At 33.9% G+C, this 22,182-nt stretch carries 17 protein-coding genes; 3 read left to right on the top strand and 14 right to left on the bottom strand.

The features are described 5' to 3' along the window. Positions 1-28: 28 nt before the first annotated feature. From glnA to ACMT7R_RS12425, 3 genes are all read right to left on the bottom strand, one after another. Positions 29-1,501, bottom strand: coding sequence for a type I glutamate--ammonia ligase (gene glnA / locus ACMT7R_RS12435; protein ID WP_415312275.1), 1,473 nt, complete (start codon positions 1,499-1,501; stop codon positions 29-31). A 317-nt stretch (positions 1,502-1,818) separates the two neighbouring features. After that, the gene (locus ACMT7R_RS12430) at positions 1,819-2,460 is read right to left on the bottom strand and encodes a DnaJ domain-containing protein (RefSeq protein WP_415312274.1); all 642 of its coding nucleotides are present in this window, start codon (positions 2,458-2,460) and stop codon (positions 1,819-1,821) included. 701 nt (positions 2,461-3,161) lie between these two features. After that, positions 3,162-3,404, bottom strand: coding sequence for a hypothetical protein (locus ACMT7R_RS12425; protein WP_415312273.1), 243 nt, complete (start codon positions 3,402-3,404; stop codon positions 3,162-3,164). Positions 3,405-3,541: 137 nt separating this feature from the next. Here ACMT7R_RS12425 and ACMT7R_RS12420 point away from each other — a divergent pair, with 137 nt between their 5' ends. Next, the gene (locus ACMT7R_RS12420; RefSeq protein ID WP_415312272.1) at positions 3,542-5,776 is read left to right on the top strand and encodes a CDC48 family AAA ATPase; all 2,235 of its coding nucleotides are present in this window, start codon (positions 3,542-3,544) and stop codon (positions 5,774-5,776) included. Positions 5,777-5,904: 128 nt separating this feature from the next. Here ACMT7R_RS12420 and ACMT7R_RS12415 read toward each other — a convergent pair whose 3' ends face one another. From ACMT7R_RS12415 to ACMT7R_RS12405, 3 genes are all read right to left on the bottom strand, one after another. Next, positions 5,905-6,672, bottom strand: a complete 768-nt coding sequence (locus tag ACMT7R_RS12415) for an AAA family ATPase (RefSeq protein WP_415312271.1) — start codon at positions 6,670-6,672, stop codon at positions 5,905-5,907. Between the two features lie 263 nt (positions 6,673-6,935). Further along, positions 6,936-7,829 carry a zinc metalloprotease HtpX gene (gene htpX / locus ACMT7R_RS12410; protein ID WP_415312270.1) on the bottom strand — a complete coding sequence of 298 codons (894 nt, stop codon included), beginning with the start codon at positions 7,827-7,829 and terminating at the stop codon, positions 6,936-6,938. Between the two features lie 104 nt (positions 7,830-7,933). Then, positions 7,934-8,602, bottom strand: coding sequence for a DJ-1/PfpI family protein (locus ACMT7R_RS12405; protein ID WP_415312269.1), 669 nt, complete (start codon positions 8,600-8,602; stop codon positions 7,934-7,936). 254 nt (positions 8,603-8,856) lie between these two features. On the opposite strand from ACMT7R_RS12405, the gene ACMT7R_RS12400 reads away from it, so the two are divergent. Further along, positions 8,857-9,861, top strand: a complete 1,005-nt coding sequence (locus ACMT7R_RS12400) for an NAD(P)-dependent alcohol dehydrogenase (protein ID WP_415312512.1) — start codon at positions 8,857-8,859, stop codon at positions 9,859-9,861. A gap of 231 nt (positions 9,862-10,092) precedes the next feature. Here ACMT7R_RS12400 and ACMT7R_RS12395 read toward each other — a convergent pair whose 3' ends face one another. From ACMT7R_RS12395 to ACMT7R_RS12370, 6 genes are all read right to left on the bottom strand, one after another. Next, positions 10,093-12,372 (bottom strand): ATP-binding protein, encoded by a 2,280-nt coding sequence (locus ACMT7R_RS12395; protein WP_415312268.1) that lies wholly within the window; start codon positions 12,370-12,372, stop codon positions 10,093-10,095. A 585-nt stretch (positions 12,373-12,957) separates the two neighbouring features. Further along, entirely contained in the window at positions 12,958-13,554 is a 597-nt protein-coding gene (locus tag ACMT7R_RS12390) for a uracil-DNA glycosylase (protein ID WP_415312267.1), read from the bottom strand. 828 nt (positions 13,555-14,382) lie between these two features. After that, positions 14,383-15,444: a CAP domain-containing protein gene (locus tag ACMT7R_RS12385; RefSeq protein WP_415312266.1), complete on the bottom strand. Its 1,062-nt coding sequence runs from the start codon at positions 15,442-15,444 to the stop codon at positions 14,383-14,385. A gap of 779 nt (positions 15,445-16,223) precedes the next feature. Beyond that, the gene (locus ACMT7R_RS12380; RefSeq protein WP_415312265.1) at positions 16,224-17,210 is read right to left on the bottom strand and encodes a phosphosulfolactate synthase; all 987 of its coding nucleotides are present in this window, start codon (positions 17,208-17,210) and stop codon (positions 16,224-16,226) included. A gap of 180 nt (positions 17,211-17,390) precedes the next feature. Further along, complete coding sequence (locus ACMT7R_RS12375) at positions 17,391-17,618, bottom strand: hypothetical protein (RefSeq protein WP_415312511.1); 228 nt, start codon at positions 17,616-17,618, stop codon at positions 17,391-17,393. A gap of 343 nt (positions 17,619-17,961) precedes the next feature. Then, on the bottom strand, positions 17,962-18,330 hold the full coding sequence (locus ACMT7R_RS12370) for a PPOX class F420-dependent oxidoreductase (protein ID WP_415312264.1): 369 nt from the start codon (positions 18,328-18,330) through the stop codon (positions 17,962-17,964). A 312-nt stretch (positions 18,331-18,642) separates the two neighbouring features. Between ACMT7R_RS12370 and ACMT7R_RS12365 the strand changes: the two genes are divergently transcribed. Beyond that, entirely contained in the window at positions 18,643-19,968 is a 1,326-nt protein-coding gene (locus tag ACMT7R_RS12365; protein ID WP_415312263.1) for a hypothetical protein, read from the top strand. Between the two features lie 111 nt (positions 19,969-20,079). On the opposite strand, the gene ACMT7R_RS12360 is transcribed toward ACMT7R_RS12365, so the two are convergent. Both ACMT7R_RS12360 and ACMT7R_RS12355 read right to left on the bottom strand, forming a co-directional pair. Then, the gene (locus tag ACMT7R_RS12360) at positions 20,080-20,625 is read right to left on the bottom strand and encodes a cupin domain-containing protein (RefSeq protein WP_415312262.1); all 546 of its coding nucleotides are present in this window, start codon (positions 20,623-20,625) and stop codon (positions 20,080-20,082) included. 341 nt (positions 20,626-20,966) lie between these two features. Then, positions 20,967-21,995 carry a hypothetical protein gene (locus ACMT7R_RS12355; RefSeq protein ID WP_415312261.1) on the bottom strand — a complete coding sequence of 343 codons (1,029 nt, stop codon included), beginning with the start codon at positions 21,993-21,995 and terminating at the stop codon, positions 20,967-20,969. Positions 21,996-22,182: the final 187 nt, after the last annotated feature.

The following is a 22,182-nucleotide window of genomic DNA, read 5'->3' as shown; positions in this document are numbered from 1 at the left end:
ATTTAAATACCCATGAGTAACAAAAAATCTAGACATCATAATAAAGCATAAATTGATTGATCAATGATTGATCATCTGCTAATTCCAAAATTTCCTTTTCCTTTAAATCCAGATAAGTGTTAATCAAATCTGAGTGAAAGCAAACATTTAGGAAAGTTGAATCGGTTTTCAATTCAGCTAGCCCCTCTTCTAAACTGCCAGGCAATACCTTTACGCCAAACTCCCTTCTCCTTGTATCACTCATTTTGTAAATATCCTCACTAACTGGATCGGCGGGATCGACTTTCCTTTTGATTCCGTCTAGCCCTGCTGCAACTATAGCAGAAAATGCAAGATAAGGATTTGCGGATGGATCAGGTGCCCTGTATTCAATTCGCTTAGAGTTAGCACTCTTTTTTTCATTAATTGGAACTCTTACGACAGCGGATCTATTTCCTCTAGCCCAAGCAACATATACAGGGGCCTCAAAACCAGGAATAATTCTTTTATAAGAATTTATAGTTGGTGTCACTATTGCGGATAATGCGCCAGCATGGTCAAGAATACCTCCGATAAAATAGCGCCCAGTTTGACTTAATTCAGCATATGGATCCGCTTCATCATAAAATAGATTTAGATTTTTTCCAGATGACTTACTCCACAAACTTATACTCACATGCATACCCGATCCATTATCACTGTTTTCAGGATTTTCAGGGTCAAAGATTGGCTTCGGCATGAAATTTGCGATTTTATTATGCTTTTTTGCAACGTTTCTAACGATGTCTTTATAAATTTGAACATTATCAGCAGATTGTGTCAAATAGTCGTGCATAAAATTGATTTCAATCTGACCACTACTGGCGACTTCGTGATTCATGTTAGTTACATCTATATCATAGAATTTTTTAAGGATGTCCGCTACTTCGAATCGAAATTCTATCAGAGAATCCTGAAATGTAGGAACATCATACCCCGATTTTCTTCGTATTGGATACTTCCCTACTCCGTATTGTTCTGTAGATAGGATTGATACATTTTTAACTTTCTCAAGTTGTGTCATATTATTATCTACGATATTATTTTTGTACATCTCAAACAATATTTGATCAAAAATGAAGCATTCCACTTCAGCACCTATTTGACAAGTTATTTGATTGACAGCAAGATGCTCTTCAAGCGCTTGAGAGACACTTCTCGGATCTTTAATCGATCTTCCTTGTGAAAATCCATTGTGAACGTCTGCGATAACTGTATATATTTCATAATTAGACAAAGGTATCTTTCTTAGTGTTTTCCTATCTGGAAATAACATCATGTCAGATTCGTCTATAGTTGCAAAGCCTTTGACAGAAGATCCATCGAGTCCTACTCCCTTCCTGAATACATCCTGCATTAGTTCTTTATCTATTTGAATATATTTAGCGAGAAACTTTCCCAAAAGGTCGGTATACCGTATTTGCATAAAGTCTTTTGCCGGTGACTCTGTGGTATGTTTGCCCGCCATAGATGTATCTTCCAAAGATTAGTCCCTTAATATTAATAGATAAACAAAGGATAAATAATTTTGTTAACAATTTAAAATTTCTTTTTTATGTGATAAATCTTGTCATGATAATAGGAGAATCAAAGCAATCGGAGTAAAATCCATTCCACCAATAATTGTTGTGACCGCTTGTGTATCTTAGTATATCAAGGGGTTATTAATTACCCTCAAACATCAATCCTATTCTGATCGGATAGTTCCGGAATTTAAGTAGTACTTAAGGAGCCCTAAAGAATAGTTTTTTTAAAATTTGGCCAAATTTTAAAATCTTTTTTTTCATGATAGAAATATATCTACGGGTATATACAGTTCCCCGTATAGCGATCAATAATAATAATCGCCTTGGTGGGACAGGTTTTTGCGGCATCCATTATAGTGTCAAAATCCTCCGCAGTTTCTGAGATAACTATTGCTTTAGGATTAATTTGTCTATTCTTTTCCACTACAAAAACTTTGGGAGCCAATACTTCACAACTTCCAAAGGCAAGACAAAGTGAAGGTTCTACAATTATTTGATAGCGACTTTCTAAAAACGATGTTGGAAGGGTTTCACTATTAGTGGATATGGATTCATTTTTTAGTTCTTTTTGGTCGAAGAAAAACGTGTCAACATCATAATAATTCTCTGCATATTCATTAGTATCCGTTGGTGCAATACTGAGATCCCAGCTGTTGGCATCAGAATCCTCGAATTCCTCCACATTGCTCGTTAGGTTGGATTTTAAAACCTTTAAAGATTCATCATAAATTTGTCTTTTTTCAGGATCAGATAGGTTTTCGAACGCAATATTGATGTTTTTCATCACCTCGTCCGAAACCACAGAATTTCGGTCTGGATGATATTTTCGTGCTAATCGTCGAAATGCTATTTTGATATCCCTTTGAGTAGAATTCTCGGGTATTTCCAATATTCTGTAATAATTATTATCATCCAACCAACTATTTCAAACATAATTGGTGATCCAATTTATTTATACATATTCTCACTACCAGTAATTTAACAATAAATTCATTTGATCCTGCGACCATTTTTGAACTATTAAAAATGCATCATTATGATGGTTCTAAAGTTAGATATAATAAATAAGGACTTTCCCAGTCGTTGTCCAGTGATCAGCCAAAAGTTTATTCAGTATAGATAATAAGTATAACATAGTCATAGCGAAAATGGCGAAAAGAAATACTCGGTTTGCATCATCCTCAAATCCTTACAAACGTGGTGGTGGAATACTATCTCGTATCCTGATGTATATAATTATTGGATTAATCATACCTTTCATACTAAAGAGAATCAAAAATCAGCTAAGTCAGAGATCAATTTTTTCGATGTGAACGGTGTAATAGAAAAATGCAAATGATAAATCGAAACGAGTTTTATTGCAAATACTGTAAAATTATTAGGTTGGATGATCGTTAAAAAGTTGGCTTTGGGACGATTTAGAAGAAGAGAAAAGAGTTATTTGGGTATTTTTTGGAACAAGATCAAAAATAGATTCTAATAAAATGTCTTGCTACATAACTTTCTATTGTTTCTGTGGTACTTTGATATGTAAAATGATCCTCATGAATCAATTGGTGAATAAATAAGCCAGTACAATCTACTAACAATCATAAACTAAAAAGTACTGAAAAATGATCATGGAGATTGGAAATTTCGTGACTTTAATTCATAATTAACTTCAAACATTGTTAAAATATCACGCATATTTTCACTTGCAGAAAACCTGCAAATGGTGATCCAACTTCTTCTTAAATTTGCTCTTATCTCGCAAATAGCATTAGGAGAAACAGACATTGTTTCTACATCAAACCTTATCCGTAATTTCTCCTCCAATTGTGTTATCAGAGGTTCTGAAGCTATTATCAAGATTTTTTGCATTATGGGGTCACAAGTCGAGCCCTCATAAGATTGTATGATTGGCGTGGTGAACAAGAGGCTTATTTATTTATTCGCAATAGCAAGTCAATCAATTCAGATGCTATTTTTAATAAGGAGAAAATTCATAACGCTATATTATGACTGTAAGTAATGACGATAGCAAGGATCCATCAAAATCTGCTACATTAAAGGTGGCTGAGGCAGAGCAACGAGACGTAGGAAGGAAAATAGCTCGAGTCGATCCAGATGTTGCCGATGCACTGAACATTATTAGTGGGGATGCTTTGGAAATTTCATCTCTAGGAAGAAAAACTACTCTATTAAATTGGCCGGCCAAAGAAAGTGACAGGGGAAAAGGCTTGATCCGCATCGATGGCCTTATTCGTAATCGATTGGATGTAGGCATCAATGATCTAATTGAAATTAGAGTTGTCGAATCAAAAACAGCAAATGATATCACATTTGCTCCCACCGAGCCCTTGAGGATTATGGGTGCTGAAGAATATCTAGCAGAATATCTCAATGGAGCGCTAATGACTAAAGGCGACACAATTCCGATTAGTGTTATGGGTAGAAGGATAGATTTGGTTGTGATTTCAACACATCCTTCAGGACCTGTAATTATAAGCGATACTACTAAAATAGTTGTATCAGAGGAGACTTCAAAAGCTCTGCAAATTTCGCAGGAAGGAAGTTCAGCTTCCATTACTTATGAGGACATTGGAGGATTAGGCGATGCGGTAGCTAGAGTCAGAGAAATGATTGAGCTACCTCTCAGACATCCGGAATTATTCAAGAGATTGGGTGTGGAGGCTCCTAAGGGAGTACTGCTACATGGACCTCCTGGTACGGGCAAAACTTTATTGGCAAAAGCTGTAGCAAATGAAACTAATTCGAATTTCTTTACCATTGGAGGTCCCGAAATCATGAGTAAATATCATGGCGAATCTGAAGAGAGATTGCGTAACGTATTTCAAGAGGCTGAAAAGAATGCACCATCAATAATTTTCATAGATGAAATAGATTCGATTGCACCAAAGAGAGAGGAAGTAACTGGTGAAGTAGAGAGAAGAATAGTCGCTCAACTATTATCATTAATGGATGGAATGACATCCAGAGGCAAAGTAGTGGTAATAGCGGCAACTAACAGAATAAATGCCATTGATCCTGCATTACGAAGACCAGGAAGATTTGATAGGGAAATAGAAATAGGAGTTCCAAACAGGGATGGACGACTAGAAGTTCTCCAAATTCATACGCGAGGTATGCCACTTGACAAAGATGTAGATTTACAAAAATTGGCAGATATTTCTCATGGATTTGTTGGTGCAGACCTTCAAGCATTGGCTAAAGAAGCTGCTATGAGAGCATTGAGAAGAGTACTTCCTGACATAAATCTATCAAGTGAAAGTATTCCTCTGGATACCTTGAGAAAAATCATAGTAAGAATGCAAGATTTTATGGAAGTCATCAAAGAAACAGAACCTTCAGCTATGCGAGAAGTATTTGTAGAAGTTCCAGATATAAAATGGGAGGATATCGGCGGTCTAACTGCCATCAAACAAGAGCTTCAAGAAGCAGTAGAATGGCCATTAAAATATTTAAATGTATTTACCTATGCAGATGCAACTCCACCCAAGGGCATACTCTTGTATGGACCACCTGGAACAGGAAAAACATTAATGGCAAAGGCAGCAGCGAATGAAAGTGAAGCTAATTTTATCAGCATTAAGGGGCCAGAGTTACTTAGCAAGTGGGTAGGAGAATCAGAAAAAGGAGTAAGAGAAATATTTAGAAAAGCAAGACAAGCTGCGCCCTGTATAATTTTCTTCGATGAACTCGACGCCATTGCACCAACAAGGGGCGGAGATCATGGCGATTCTCACGTGACAGAAAGAGTAATCAGCCAATTGTTAACTGAGATGGATGGTTTAGAGATATTAACTAATGTAGTAGTGATTGCCGCTACAAATCGTCCCGATATAATAGATCCTGCATTGTTAAGACCGGGAAGATTTGATAGAATACTGTATGTTTCTCCACCAGATAGAGAGTCTAGATTACAAATCCTCAAAATTCATACAAAGAAAAAACCCTTGTCTGAGGATGTAAATGTTGAAGATTTAGCAAATAAAACCGATGGATATACTGGCGCAGACATTGCTTCTTTAGCATCAGCAGCAGTCATGCTTGCGTTGAGAGAACACATTGCCAAATACCCGGATTCAAAAGAAGCAGAAAAACATACAGATGATCTAAAAATTGGTATGAAACATTTTGACGAAGCGATGAAAAAAATTAGACCTTTATCAAAACAAGAGTTAGATATGTACAAAAATGTTGCAAATCAATTTGGAAGGGTAGACATTTAAAACAAAATCATTTATTTTTTATGAGAAAAACTTTTGTAGACTACTAATTTTAGGCAGTATAGCAGAACCAAGGTTGAATAGAACAATCCTGGCATAAATTACCTTACTAGTTTAAAAGAGAATACAACTTAATTGTAATTCAGATCGCCTTGTGTTTTATGTTTTTCCCAATTTTCAAAAACCCGTATGACATCTTCTCTGGTATCATCCTTTTTCAGTAAATTACCGAGTGCGATGGCTGCTCTAACATCCTTGATATCAGAATTGATCAATAGAATTCCAATCATTTCGTTAATTTCTTGTGGAAATTTATTTTGGAGACAGAAATTAAGAACGTTTAAAAATTCTTCGTCTGAGTATTCATTTAAATGATACTCCTGAAATCTAGATCTTAAAGGTTTTGATAACCTCATTAAACTATTAGAGGTAGCAAATATTTTGACATTTTCAATCCTAAAATCATATCGGGTTTGTTTTAGGGATTTTACAATTCTTCCATCGTTCAACAGTCCAAGCAAAGAACTCATATCATTTTTCCGCAATTTATCAATCTCATCTATAAGTATTAGTCGAGTCTTTCTATTGTAATATAGATTCTCGATAAATCCAGCTCCAGATGTATTCGAAGCATCAAAATATAAAACATTGTTGCATTTCTCCTGTATAGTTGTCATAAACAGAGTCTTTGAAGTTGCTGGTGGACCCACAAGCAAAACATTTACTTGTTCATCAGATATTAATGCGCGATAAAGGTTTTCTTTCATACCATCGAGTCCATATATTTTTGAAAAGAACTGTAAAGCTTGATCTTGTGTATTATTGGTTGAATATTTTTCTTTAATTAATGAAAATCTATCTGATCTTAAACGATTAAACCGGTCTTTTACGTCAAACATTCAATTAACCTATAATATCTTTTTTTGCCCTTAAGCTTTTCCAACTATAATACTATTTTATACATCAATGACATATGATATATGGTTTCTGTTTTTCTGAAATGTTACGAACAAGTGAACAAATCGGTATAAGATTGACCCAAACTTTGAACAAGCGTGGTCGCAATCGACGAAAAATTCTAATAAACTATGGATCATGAATCTTGTCTTTGTCATGGACAAATAGAATGAAACTGTGAATATCTGTCGATTGTCTTGATATGTCACCGTTCCATTGATTTTTCCATATCCAAGAGTTTTTGAATTCGTTTCTCAATAGGGGGATGAGTAGAAAAAAGATTAAAAAGACTTTCTCTTGAAATTGCTGGGATTATGAAAAAAGCACTATAACCTTCAAGGTGTCTTACTTCTCTTGCAGGAGCTCTATCCATATTTCCGCTAATCTTTAACAAAGCACTGGCTAGACTTTTCGGCTTTTGAGTCGATTGCGCGGCTCCCCTATCAGCAGAATACTCTCGATATCTTGAAATTGCCCTAATTATGAGAAAACTCACAATCCAAGTAATAAAAGAAATGGCAATTATGATTAGCATTGCACCGCCGTTATTGCGGTCTCGTCCCGCTCCATACATACTTCCAAAAAAACTGAATTGCATTATCTGCCAAGCAATGGTTGAAAATAAACTTGCAAGAGTGATTACCAATACATCCCTATTTCTTATATGGGTCAATTCGTGTGCCAATACACCTTCGAGCTCATCACGATTCAACAGGTTCAACAAGCCAGTTGTTACGGCAACAACAGAACTGCTATGCCCCTTTCCTGTAGCAAACGCATTAGGAACGCTACTATTTACAACTGCAATTTTAGGCTTAGGCTGTCTGTTGACAACTGCAATTTGTTCTACCAATGTATGAAGATCTGTATACTGATCCTTGGTTACAATTTTTGCTCCAGTACTCCAAAGGACAATTCTGTCTGAAAAATACCATTGACTTAGAATAAAGGCAGTAGAAATTAATATTATAGGCAGATACCCCAGACCCAGGTAAACTAAAACCGTTATGAAAACAATATACAAGATGGCCAAAATACCTAAACATGCAATTATTCGTATTGTAATACCAGGATCCCTGTTTTTCCAAGAGTTTGACAATTTGTTCTTACCTTAATATATTGGTCTCTTTCCTATTTAATCGTGATAGAATCCAATTGTGTAACCTATTGAATACGACCCGATTTGAACAATAAATTAGAATTCTACTCTCTATTCTCACCATCATGAAAGAGATTTATGTTGTGATGTGGATATTGAAACTCCATGAATTTCGCAGTAGCCATACCCACTTTTAATCCAAAGAAATAACTCACCAGGTGTAGAGCCAGTGCAATACCAGATGTGACTCCTGCGGAAGTAAAGATTTTTCCATCAATAGTAAAAAGAACGTTCTTTTTTATTATAGCATTTGGTGCTGCATTCCTCAAAAAATTATATGCCCGCCAATGAGTAGTTGCCTTTTTTCCTTCCAATAGACCTGCTTTACCGATCAGGCTTGAGCCGGTACAAACCGAAGCAGTCAATAACGACTTCTGAGAAAGATTTGAAATTTTTTGAACAAGTCGTAAGTTATTTATTTCAGCTCGGGTTCCCCATCCTCCCGGAACTATGAATAAGTCGAGATTTGGACAATTATCAAAGGCGTAGTCAGGCATCAATTTCAACCCACCAATTGCATATTTTGCAGATGATTTTTCCGCCAGTAGGCATATCTTAAAAGGAGAATTGGCACTATCCCTCTTATCCTCATCTAGTCGAGTTACCGAAAAAACTTCAAAAGGACCAGCAACGTCCAAGACTTCAACATCATCAAAAATTAGTATTCCCACGGTTATGAGCTCTGAATTAACTTTTCTTGCGGGATTCGACACATGATGAGTTAGTCATGGATTATTTTAAGTTTCACTAAATTAAATAAACAACTTTTGTTATTCGTTTGTCGGATTTTTTAGAATACTGTGTATCGTCTCACGAATTTGACCTTGATAAAGACTCTAGATCTGAATTTATTGTCTTTCAGGTACCTATTTTCTGTAAGATTAAGAAATTCTTGCATAAAATTTTTTGAAAAGGCTATGTTATCGACTGTTAACTATATATTTATTGTTACTTGATCTTTGTCATGATTATCAACGCGGTTGCAGTCAATAAACCCGGATTAAGACTGGAACCATTCACGTATAAATTAGGATCATTAAAGCCAGATGAAATTGACATTGACGTAGAATATTGTGGTATCTGCCGCAGCGATTTACACATGCTAACCAATGATTGGGGAATAACAAGATATCCATTTGTTCCCGGACATGAGATTGTGGGTAAAGTTGCAGCTATAGGCAGTACGGTAACACACTTAAGTATTGGTCAAAGAGTTGGTGTAGGATGGCGATCAAAGTCGTGTCAAACATGTTTTCAATGTTTGAGTGGACATCATAACCGTTGTCCAAATGGAGAAGATGTAATCGTAGGGAGACATGGCGGATTTGCTAACAAAGTTAGGTGCCAAGGATTATGGGCTTTCCCATTGCCAGATAATTTGGACTTACAATCATCTGGTCCCCTCTTTTGTGGTGGTATCACTGTTTTTAGCCCCCTTATTCAAAACAAGATCAATTCTTGTGATCGCGTTGCAGTTGTAGGAATAGGTGGATTGGGACATATGGCATTGTTATTTTTGAAAGCTTGGGGATGCGAAGTTAGCGCATTTTCCACCAATCCTAATAAATCAATAGAAGCCAAAACCATGGGTGCAAATTATTTTTATGATTTGAATAATATTGACGAAGTAAAGTCTTTAACAAATAAGTTTAATTTAATCATTGTTACCTCAAATGTAGAATTAGATTGGGATTTATTTATTGGCACATTGGCTCCAGAGGGAAAATTGCATATTGTGGGCGCAGTAGATCAAATCAACGCGAAAGTTTTTCCCTTTATTTCACAAGAAAGATCGATGGGGGGTTCTCCCACCGGCAGTCCATCGGATATTTTGAAAATGTTAGAGTTCTGTCAACGTCATGGGATCAAACCAATAATAGAAGAATTCTCATTGTCAAGTGCAAATGAAGCCTTAGACCATTTGACAAAAGGACTGGCTAGATATCGAATTGTCCTAAAAAATGACCTCTAAGGTAGGTATTGTTCTAACACTATATGTAACAAATTTTGTCCCCGATTTTCTTTGTTCCTCAGATGTCGAATTAATTTATCCATTGTTCATGGTTCAGTTATGAAATTAAGAGTATGATCACTCATAAAAGTTACAAATATCAGTTTAGAAACAAATCAGATCTAAATAAAAGGGGTTCCTTACGTCTGGGAAAAACTATAGTTAAAATGTAATTACCTATAATTTACAAAACTACTTTCTAGATGGCAGACTAAATGTAAATTTAGAACCAGTCATTTTATTGTTAGCATCAAAACAATTTTCTGCCCATATTTTTCCACCATGAGCTTCGATTATCTTTCTAGAAATATACAGGCCTAATCCCGTTCCCTTTTTGGATGTGGACACAAATTTAGAGAACAATTTAGGTAATACATCTGAGTCGATGCCGCATCCAGAGTCACTTATGCTCAGTAACAATTCATTTGAGTCAAGAGTATTGAGTATGTTAACATGAATTTTGCCAACTTTAGTAAACTCTACTGCATTTTCTAGCATATTCATAATGACTTGGATTATTCTAACTTTGTCTGCGTAAACCGTGAAAAGGCCACTCTTACAAAAAGTCGTTTTTTTATCATCACAGTCTTTTTGTGGCATATATTCTATTTCCAATTGATCTTTATTTAAGAAATGGAGATTGTTATTGTATTCTTTAACGATATCTATTATAAGTTGTTCTAAATTAAATGTTTCTTTATTTAATATTAGTAATTCATTTTCTAATTGAGTAACATTTAACACTTTGTCAACTAATCTAGCAAGTCTCTTTGTACTCTGATTGATCGTAATTATAAATTTATTACAAGCTTCTATATTGCCTTTCATATTCATTAGTATATCTGAAAATCCCAATAATGATTGAATAGGATTCCTAAGTTCGTGAGCTGCAATGTTTATAAATTCCTTTTGAAGTCTATCTTGCAGTTTTAACTTGTCATATAATTCTGCTTGGTTCCATAGTGCTTCAAATATTGAAGCATAGGATTTTGAAATTCTTATACTGTTCGAATACGAGGAAAGTCCTATTGATTGTATCAGATCCATGGAAGATATATTTCGAGATTCAATCAGTAAGGATTTTTTCTTGTCTACTATTAAGAACCCAATTTCTGTAAGTAGTCTACTATCTAAAAGTTTCAATCTAAAGTTTTCAATTCCATTAAATTGATATTCTAGTTGAATATCATTCAAGTTAGCTGATTCGGAAATTTGATCACAAACTTGGTCAAATATCATCTTGATTTGTTTACGTATCCTATCATCGATTTCTTCGGCGATCAGAATCCGGATATTTAAATCAGGTTTGTTTGACGCGATAGTTTTGATTAATTCGATCATTCCAATATCCACCTGCCTAAGAAAAGAATTAAAGCTTGGCAGAATCCCCAATATCTCTGTTTCTGCACAAGATATTAAAGTCCTCATAAGGTTCACTAATTCATCTGGATCTTCAATTGTCTCTATGAAAGATAGCTCCGTTTCATTCTCCAATGACTTTATTATGCGGTCTGGATCTTTGCCATTTTTCCATAATTCAGTGAATACTTTTGAGAAATGGTTCAAATATGAAGGATCGTTACTATATAAGATACTGTCGGTTGGATCATCCATACCTGTTCTCTTTATGGCTACAGCCAAATCACAATCCGTAATCATATAATTTATTGAGAGAATTTCTTTGCTATGTTTGATTTCTATTCCTAATTTAAGTAATTTTTTTATTAGTTCGAAATTATCTCTATTAATTTCAGCGAGGATTCTTATCTTTTTGTGTGGCACTATATTCTTGCGTTGCAATGAAGACGTTAGGAACTTGGTCAAATAGTTCTTGCTGTATTTGAATCCTTCAATCGATGTGCAGATGCTAATGTCAGAGGCGGGTGTCAAAATCTTAGATATTACATTCTCTATTACCATATCAGTTGATCCCTCAATCAGCTTTGTTTCATAGAGTTTGATTCCCTCTTTTATTTCCCTAATTCTCCTCTGAGCTGGTATCGCATTCTTCCACAGTGTGTCAAATACAAATTGACCTTGTTCTACGACTTCATCTACATTGCTATGAATGACCTCGGTCAGGGGCTGTGCTTCTTTAAGAACAGTAGTAGCCATATACTCCGAGTCATTTACGGCGATTCCACCTTTGAGACTATCTAAGTGTCTTAACTCGCTTACAATCTTAATCAGTTCTTCACAATACTCCAAGTTATCTCTTGTAATGATTGTTATACACCGTATTTTGCCACCACGTGATAAAATATCCCGATATCCATTATAATACTGAGGAATTTTAATTACGATTGATGGAGCTCTATCGTCAAAGGTAATGTCCATTTTAGTACGAGTATTTTTCATGAATTCTACGCCTTTCCCGACTGCGTTCTCAGCTCCGTATAGGATTTGAGTATTTTTGTGAAGATGAAGTCTCTGATGCGATAATGCCTTCTTGTCATGCTCGCCGGAGGTCAAGAATACCATTTCTTATTGTTGGAGATATATAAAACATATAGAGAACATCCAATTCACACGAATTAATAATAATAATGATATACAACCAATCAAAATAGAAATAATGAGAATTAAACTTTTGATATTGTTTAAGATATAGGAATCATAACTTGTCACAAGTTATATTTTCAATATGCCCGCAATGGATTCATTATATAGCCTAGTAGGTAACCAAGTTTTGATATCTAAATAGTACAATAGACAATCAATAGACTAACCAGGTATTTACATTTCATACATGTAGTAAGCAAGCATCTTTCATATTTTGATCGTTATAATCTCCAAAACGGCAATAAAAGAGCAATATTTAGGGTTTATAGAATAATGACTATTCAGCTAGTTTAGGACACGTGACTGCTCAGGGCATCTTTGGATATGTCCTGAGTAAGATATCTAGGTTCATTTCCAAATAAACTTTCTCGAGTAATTCATAAACTCGCATTCATGCTTGTCCTCATCAATATTTAAAAACTATCAATTTTGATTTGAGACGGTTACTAAATAATACCTACTAATATCGCAAATTTTGTATTTTTGTCTATAGAATTAGACTTGGTTTGGATTATTATCTATTATTGACTTTGCCTTTTTGAAGATTTTAATCCACATTGGCCAAGTTAAAAGGCCAGTATTAGTGTTCCTTTTACTTGGATGATAAGAAACAATAAGTACTCTTTCATCCCCGTCTGAATAAATACCACCATGACGAAATTTCAAGCCGCGATTATTTGTTAAATTGCAATAAGAATCTAATGCAATTTTACCCAAGATTACAATTACCTTTAACGTTCCTTTCAATACGGAAAGTTCCTTTCTTAAATGTGTAGCACAGTTTAGAATTTCATTATATGTGGGCTTATTATTTGGAGGTGCACATTTTACTACAGAGGTGACATACGCATTCTTTAACACTAATCCATCGTTTATAGATACACTATTTGGGATATTTGCAAAACCGGTTTCAAACATTGCCCTCATAAGCCAATCGCCAGAACTATCTCCAGTAAACATTCGCCCTGTTCGATTCCCACCATGTGCAGCAGGAGCTAGTCCAACTACTAATAGACTAGCTTTAGAATCACCAAATGAAGGCACGGGTCTGCTCCAATAATCGTCCTGGCTAAATTTAGATTGCTTACTCATCCCAACCGAATGTATATATTCGATTAGACGAGGACACAACCTACAATTTCTAATATCTTGTTGTATGTCTAGCAAATTCAAATTAGTAGGTATCTGCATACTTTGAAAACCATTCTTTTATATTTGATATTGACCATATGATTTTTGTGTTTTATTTAGCGAAGTTACTTTAATATTTTAAGTGGTAGTCGATATTGCATCTACAGAACAAAAATTATCCGGGGAATAATATATATAAATATTATCGAGCACAAAGGCCACTAAGTATTTTATAGTTCCAGAATCGGTCGAAATATTGTTACAAAGGATGAAAAGATGGCTGATGGATACAGGTACGTCTAATTTGTAATGACGGAACCGTTAAAAAACAAAAGAATGAAATAATATTTGTCAGGTATCCACAAACCAAATTTCAGTATTGGATAGTTACTGAACCCATGAGACATTAATCGAAGGAAGTATTTTTCTACTGTTAAGGATAAGAATGGGGACGATTTAGATTGCAAAATATTGGAATGGATCGAAAGAGGTTATGAAAAGGACTTGAAAGTAAAGGAGGATAGAAAACTTCAAGATCTCATAGAAGAGATTTTTGATCAATTAGTGTATTTGAGATTTAAAGGTTTATTTTCAGGAATTTTATCGGTTTACTGATGGGGATAACATCAAGATCCATAGCCGTAAAAAGAAATAGGAATATGGAATCAACTTGTGATGTGATTGTCCCAATACCAACATGCTTGCGATCGGCTAGCTGATAAACCGTGTAACAAAGAAGCACTTGTAATCTTATCATTCATTACTTTTTTTGATGTTGCTATCAATTAATCAAGAGTTAAAGAAAGTATACGAGGTCAATGGCACATAATCACTTTCTTCACCTATGACATTGTCTTCAACACCAACGGTTTGAGCATATAGTACCATTGTCAGGATTTTATCTTTTACATTTAATGTATCAGGGATTTGGATTTCGAGATTAATATCCTCTTCATTTAGCTCCCATTTGTTTGCCTCGATAATTCTATATGTACTATCTTCCTTTTCCTGGACATATTCTAAATCCGGAGGTAATGGCTTTGACACCATTAACTTTAGATCTCCAAAATCATAACTATTTTTATCTCGATTCTTCTCATAATCTAGTTTAGTAGGGAACTCGTCCAAAAAGAAAGACACATGGTTGATTTCAAAATTGAAGTTATCTGGATCATTGATTCTTGCCTCCAGTTTAATAGCATCATCATTCTTCATTATTGTAAAGTCAGGTCTTAGATAATGATTTTCGAAATTTTGAACCATAACGAAGTAATAGTCATTGTACGCGATCCCAATACTTACATGTGTATGATACTTGTTTAAGATATTGTTCTTGTGTCCATCATTGCAACATAGTTTGTCATTATACATCATAGAATGTTGCAAACCACTAATTGCTTTGAATCGATCAATTACTGGACAATAGAATCTTTTTTGATCGTAACATTGATCGGATACAGGGTAATAATTTTCAGTCCCATTTGTAATGACGTAACTTATTTGACCTATATTTTGTTGCACATAACCGGTTCCATTATAGAAAGAATAAAGCATGTATGGCTTAAATCCCTCTAAGCTCAAATGAGATATAGTCTTCGTTCGTAATAATTCATTTGCATGAATTTGAGCAGCAGTATTATTACTTAAAAATAGCAAAGGAAGATCATATTTTTTTCGATCATCATTAATTTTGGATAAGGCGAAATTTTTTAAATCATTAAGTAATCTTAAATGATGCCAATCATCATTCAATAGTATAGATTTCGATGCATATGTCAAAATTACACTATTGAAGGTTAAAACGATGATCAAAATCAACCCAACTAATAATGGTTGGTATTTTATTAGCATGGATAATAAAAGACCCCTCAAAATAATATTTTTATTTTTTGTGATAATCGTGTAGTAGAATCTTTCTGACAAATCATGTTATGATCAAATAATATTTCTGATTCCAGGTTATTAGATTCACTTTCTAGCAGTTTCGCTTGTTGATCTTTGTATCGTCTGTAATCTTTTATTATCAAAAATTTTTTTAAGATTATGTATTACTGACCCCAAGTCGATTCCCCCTTCCCAGATAAATTGGCCAATCAAATTACATCTTGTCGTTAACAAGGATCAAACCACTTTCAACTACTTCAAAAATATGAGGATTCGTCCATTTCTTAAATTGACAATGCTTCTTTTCGTCAACAAGTTTGTAGCAGAATGAAAGATTATATTCAAAGTCCATGTTCTAATCTAACATATTCATTTCCCTCATTATCTTGATCGTGAAACGTTGTGTACAGCCTCATTACTGAATTGATTTGATGATGAGAAATGATAAGGACTTCTGTTCATTTGATTCGACGTCCTCTCGGCATTTTCCGCACGAAAAACAATTATTGATAACGACCAAGGTTCACGAATTGTAATTAATGACTTTGGAAAAAGGCTAAGTGTGAGAGCAGTAGAATCAGGTGGAGTAAGTTGGATTAACCGAATACCTAATTCTAATAAAGTGTCCTTAACGAACTTGAACCCTAGTTTATCAAACCTTGAGTTTAATGATTCCTCTTGAATTTTTTAAAAAAATAATTATAGAAGAAATATTAGTAATCATGTCGTTGACAAAATTGTTCCAATTAAATCCATTCGTCACTGACTATTTGATAAATTTTTTTTCGTATGTCATCTAAATTGGTCTTTTCAACAATTAACCCTTGTTCTTTCAACTCTTCTAGGCCTGTCTGAACTGTTCTTCTCGGCAAATTCGTAATATTAATTAGGTCGCTTTGTTCCATAGAATTTCGGGTTTTGATGACATAATAAATAAACTTGGTTGCTGGACTCCCTTTTGCAATCTTCTTCATACTGGAGATGCCATAACTGGATCTTGAAAGAAACCCCTTTCTTTGTGACTCTATAGACATGACGTTATCCAAATTTATTTCACCCAAGTTTACTCTTTGTCCAAACTCAGCTATTAGAGCCGATTGTTGAATCTCCAAAGGAGTTTCGAAAATTATCCTATTTGGTGAAATCTTAGATGTCACTGCACCAACTACATTCCACTTTATATTACCTTTTTCATCGTAAATACTCACAGCATATCCCAAATTACCCTCCAACAGAATCTTCTCTGAACCTACATCAAGAGCTTCGTTGATTTTTGCAACCGTCTGATCAAAAGACATTTGTCGCCTGGGATCCTTTTTGCCTATTTTCCATAGAGGTTTGAGGTTTTTTGAAAATAACTTTTCAGATATCTGTTTCTTTTTTTCAATAGATAATTCTATATTATTTTCGCCAATTTCAATGATATCGAACCCTAATCGATGTACGTCTTCAACATATGTATCAAATGATTTTTCCAACAAAGCGTACTCTGTAAGAGTACTACCAACAGATACCAAAATATTGTAATCGTGATAAAAGGAAATTCGCTTTGCTAATTGATCGTCGGAGATCATTAATGGCAATGCGCCATAAATCTTGACCATATCAATATGTGGGGAAATTATCTTGAAATTTTCATTATCAAATCCCTGAAATTTATCTACTATATAAGAAATCCCTTCAGCACGTGGTTTTTGCCAATCAATCCTCTTGATAGATAAATGGTCGAGCATATCTATCAATAAAGGTACCTATATATTGATATTCCATAAATTTGCAATGAAATTTCTGAACATGTTATACGGATTAATGTATGCTCTCGTCAAAAATCAAATTGCGCTATTAAAAAATATTGTAATGATCGTGTCCTAGTAAATAGTTAGATTATGTCCATATATTCTTTAACAACGATGCTAAATAACTTCAATAGAGTCTTCAGAAAACCCCTTGGTTAACAAAAATTCTGTGACCTTTGAGCGGTGGTCACCCTGTAACACTATTATACCATTTTTTGCAGTTCCGCCTGTCCCAATTGTTTTTTTTAACTCATGAGCAATTGACTCCATTTGACCTTGGTCAGAAAATCCCTTGATGTTTGTTACTCTTTTTCCTCTTTTAATCACATATAGCTGGACTGTAATTTTTAATTCATCTTCATCGAGTCTTTTTAATAAGTCGCCAAAAGAATTATCATCTTCTAACGGAAAAGATTCAATCTTATTTTTTTTTGAACCTGATGGTTTCTCTTTTTTTATCTCGGATATATTCTAGCTACCTAACCATGATATTTAATTTTTGTTATGTATTTGGTACATGTATTACTTTGTTATTGATTTATTAATAAAGATCTTCAAGAAGGCCCTAGCATCATAAAATAGAAATTGAGATTTATGAGAGAAGTATTTCGATAAATGAGACTAAATTGGTATTTCATCTATGTAGATCAAGACATTTCAGATGCAAAAAGTAAGGTAAAAAGAGATTTTAAATTTGTATCGCTATTATTACATAACTTCCTTTATTAAAGCTGATTAAGTTTGCAATTTTGGCCTTGAATCCATACTTCTTATTCCTCAATCTCAGGATGTCGTTTTTTTCAATAGACTCAACAATATGAGCTCTTCCTGAAACCCATGTTCCTGTAGGAGTCCCCTTGTAATCACAAGGAGCAATTTTTACTTCATTATTAATCTTGATTCGTTTTACCTTGCCCGTTTTTTCTTTAGTTACTACATATATGATATTATTTTTTTGAACAAACCAGACTGGAGTCTTGACCCCATGTTTATCCTTTCGATATGTTTCAAGGTTTATATATGAAGAGTTATTAAATAGGGAATTTTCTCTGGTCACAACAATAATAAATGATTACAAGTTATAAACAGTTGTTGGGTCTAATAAAGCCCTCCTTTTATGAACTAAAATTATTGTTAATAGAATGTTGCCATTGGTGGTTTAACAAGATAACATGTGCCTGATCCAAGATTTTTCTATGGAATTGAGAAAGTTAATCTTTTCACTTTGATAAATTTCAAATTCCACTGGTTTTACCCATTATTATTCCAAATCTCAAAAGCTAAATTTGCTAAAATCAGTGACCAAAATCAAGGATTACGCTGTGATATCAACATATATACTTATTTTCATTGAAATTAATATAGATTTATGCCATCATTTAATTTTTTTAAAAGAAAGGGCAAAGACATTTCAAAATTAAACAATAAACTAAATGATACTCAAGTAAACATGCCATCTCCATCATCACAAAATCTGGGAGATACATTGACGATTGAAGATGCACAAGATTTGCTAAACAGAATAGATAATGGATTGACTCGGAGTCTTTTGTTGGGTTTGGAAAAAACGTTTCAAGATACAAATCTAATTTTTCAACACATCAATGTCATTGCACAGGATCTGGAGAATGAAGAAATAGAGGTTGAAGAAGAAAAACTTGCACCACTTGTCAAGAATACTAAGAACACTATAGTAAGGGCATTAAAAAGGGAGTCTTCAAATAACATACCGATTCCCAAAACATTTGATGAGTTTGTAAAATTTAAAGAATCACTTGATGCTTCTATTAATAGATTCGGTGAAGTTACTAGTTCTCACAGCCGGATAGTAAATATGTTCATGAAGAAGCACGCAAATAGTTTGAGAGGTGATTTAAAGAAGATAAGCGACATTTCAGAAAAATTAAGTGACGAATTTGAGGAGCTATCCATGGAAAAAAGGATCGTGGAAGAATGCAGGTCTAACCTCTCAGTTTTGAAGGCTAACATGGATGAGAGGGAGAAATCTGTAGGACTATTAGAAAAAATCGATAAAGACTGCATACAGATAGAAGAAGAAATTAAAAAAAAGGAATATGAAATAAATAAACTAAGATCATCATCAGATTATTCAAAAGCTTTGAAATACCTACAGGAAAAAGAACAGATCGAAAAAGAGAAAAAGATTTTAATAGAAAAATTAAATCGAATTTCAAGTCACTTGTCCAAGGCAGCAAACAAATACTCATACGGTTTAACAAAATCCACTATTGAAAAAATCGACACTATTGTGAATAAACCTTCAGAGATAGCATATAAACAGGATATGTCAGAATACTTGAATCTAGTGAAGGAAATGAAAGAATCTGTTATGTCAAACAAAATTATCTTGAAGGATTCAAGCAAAATTATTCAATATTTCGATATACTAAATGCTGAGTTACCAAACTTTAAGAACGCAATCCTAAAACTTGATTTAGAGATAAACAAGTTAAAGGATAAAGAGAAGGTTGCTATTCTAGATAAACTTAGTCAGAGTCAAGAACAGAGCAAACAAGAAGTCGAACGTCGTATGGCAGAAAATCAAAGAAAGAACGAGATTTTGAAAAACAACTCAAAGATTGAAGAACAAATAAAGATAACTAAAAGAAATATCGAAGAACAATTACAAAGGTTATCTGCAAAGAAATACAAGATAATCATAAATATTGAATAATCAACCGTAATTATTTTTAAGTCACGAGGGGGAAGCCATTCCTCGACCTTAGAATGAATAATGAAATAAGCAAAGAAATCGCACCAAAACTAGAACAATAAATTGGGAAATTTAATGCGAGAACTTTTCTATTATGGATTGATGCTGGGGATAAACTGACAGTAATTCCGATTTCTTGCCCAATTCAAAATCCGAAAAATCAAATCCTGGTGAGACAGTACAACCAACTAAAGAAAATGATTCTTTGTCTTCCACTTCAGCACAGAACCATGAATTTTCCCTAATTACATAATGCAGGTAGCAGTCATCATCCTCAATGTTATGCCCCAATTTTATTATTGTAGCATACTGTTCATCACTTAAGATATATATAATCAAAGGACTTCCAAGATAGAAATGCCAAATCTCATCATTTCCAACCCTATGTAAAGGAGAGAATTGATTTTTATTCAACAAATAATAAATTAGTGTAGAAGCAGGGCGTAATTCCCTATCTGAATTTCTCTTACTATCTGTTTGGTCCATGTCTTTATTGTACATTAATAATTTATTATATGAAACGAAAACAGTAGATCGATATGTTTCTTTGAAATTTCCACCTTCATATGGATGGGCTTGCAAATCCAATTTCTTTATTATGAATTCAGAATCGATCAACAAATACCAAATAATTCTATCATATTAAAATTATTCTTCACAAGCTGTTGTTCTTATACTACGAGTACATCACAGTTTTGGTGTGCTAATAGATTTTGGATACCGTTCCATAGCAGTAGTTTTTTATTCACATCAAAATTCTTTACGTCCCAGGATTTGAACCCAAAATTGGATCCGGTCCGCCAGAAATTTTTTCTGCACGATATAAGATGCGAACAAACCTACCCTCACCAAAATTTTCAGTAGGTTAAGATATCTTTTTCTAATAAATGTAACGCCTCTCGTTGACTTCAATTTTGCATTTGATAAACCTTCTTAAAATTATTCAAAAAAAAGATAATCTATTCTTGAATATTAGAAATAACTATATCATGAATACCTTGGGGTATCGATAATTCTAACAAGGTCTTATTGTCAACATTTCTCGCGCTTGGGGTATCGATTGACAAGCCATCAATCGAAATCGTGATGGGTACTTCTTGAATGGGCATCAGTTGTAGTGACAACGATCCAGGATAGGGATAGATATTATTGATCGTAAATCTAAATTGGTTACTACTACTATTGTAATTTAAATAATCAATCTGGATCAAACTAGAAAATTTGTACCCTAATACCTTTGATGAAGAGATATTCACTATTTGAAAGTCATCGATATTCATATCGTCGATATCGCCACCAACACAACTGTAAAAATAGACACTATTTTCTATGGCAGGATCTGGAACAAATGCAAAATTACGGGTTTCATATGGTTTCAAGTTTGAGATTACCGTCTTCACAGAATCGATTTGAGTGCTATTTTTGTCGTTAACAATTGCAAAGAGAGTTATATTATTTATCTGGATGGGGCCGGTATTTGTTATGTTCCCATACAGCTCATTATGATTACCTTGAGGGACAACAGGATATTCCAATTTGAATGTATTAAGCTTGGTGTTAGGCACACTTACGTTTCTACTTTCAAAAATAAATGGTTCTGAGTTTATAGCATCAGGGAATATTGTTGAATTGATTTTAAATTTGAAGGGGAAAGGTTCATTATTTTTGGATAATATCGAGTTATATGGTTCCTCAATTATAATTTCGTTACTGCCGGTAATATTATTATAAGCATTTACGCCTATTGACACTGACTGAGGAAAATTTTGGAAATCTGATTTTGCAACGGAACCAACAATAATTGCATTATTGTCGCTATCAAAATATGAAGAATAATATTTTACGAAAGATCTAGGATTTTCGGCTACAATAAATTCCGATTCATTTGTAAGACCAATAACTTGTGAAGGACAATATAAAATTGTTATAATCGTAAGAAAAGTGACAATAAACAAAATAGAAAAAGAATGATTGTATGTTTTTGGCAATCACAAGATTATCGCTAAAATCAAAATATAAGTTTTGTTATCAGTCGAAAACAATAGACTAAACAGAGTTTGATAGGCTTGTTCACAAAATGTCCTCTAAAAATACGGATCTAAACCAAATTGGATTTACAATCATCACTACACAAGATAACCTAGAAACAGTTTATCTAGCTATTTGTTTTCATAG

Origin of the sequence: Candidatus Nitrosocosmicus sp. FF01, assembly GCF_047711275.1 — an archaeon.
Lineage (GTDB): Archaea > Thermoproteota > Nitrososphaeria > Nitrososphaerales > Nitrososphaeraceae > Nitrosocosmicus.
The sequence above is the reverse complement of the archived record's forward strand: the minus strand, read 5'-3'. Positions and strand labels throughout refer to the sequence as shown.

Coding starts and splice junctions, on each gene's coding strand:
- ACMT7R_RS12425 (WP_415312273.1), bottom strand. CDS start 3,404: ATGCAAAAAATCTTGATAATAGCTTCAGAACCTCTGATAACACAATTG.
- ACMT7R_RS12420 (WP_415312272.1), top strand. CDS start 3,542: ATGACTGTAAGTAATGACGATAGCAAGGATCCATCAAAATCTGCTACA.
- ACMT7R_RS12415 (WP_415312271.1), bottom strand. CDS start 6,672: ATGTTTGACGTAAAAGACCGGTTTAATCGTTTAAGATCAGATAGATTT.
- ACMT7R_RS12390 (WP_415312267.1), bottom strand. CDS start 13,554: ATGAGTAAGCAATCTAAATTTAGCCAGGACGATTATTGGAGCAGACCC.
- ACMT7R_RS12385 (WP_415312266.1), bottom strand. CDS start 15,444: ATGCTAATAAAATACCAACCATTATTAGTTGGGTTGATTTTGATCATC.
- ACMT7R_RS12380 (WP_415312265.1), bottom strand. CDS start 17,210: ATGCTCGACCATTTATCTATCAAGAGGATTGATTGGCAAAAACCACGT.
- ACMT7R_RS12365 (WP_415312263.1), top strand. CDS start 18,643: ATGCCATCATTTAATTTTTTTAAAAGAAAGGGCAAAGACATTTCAAAA.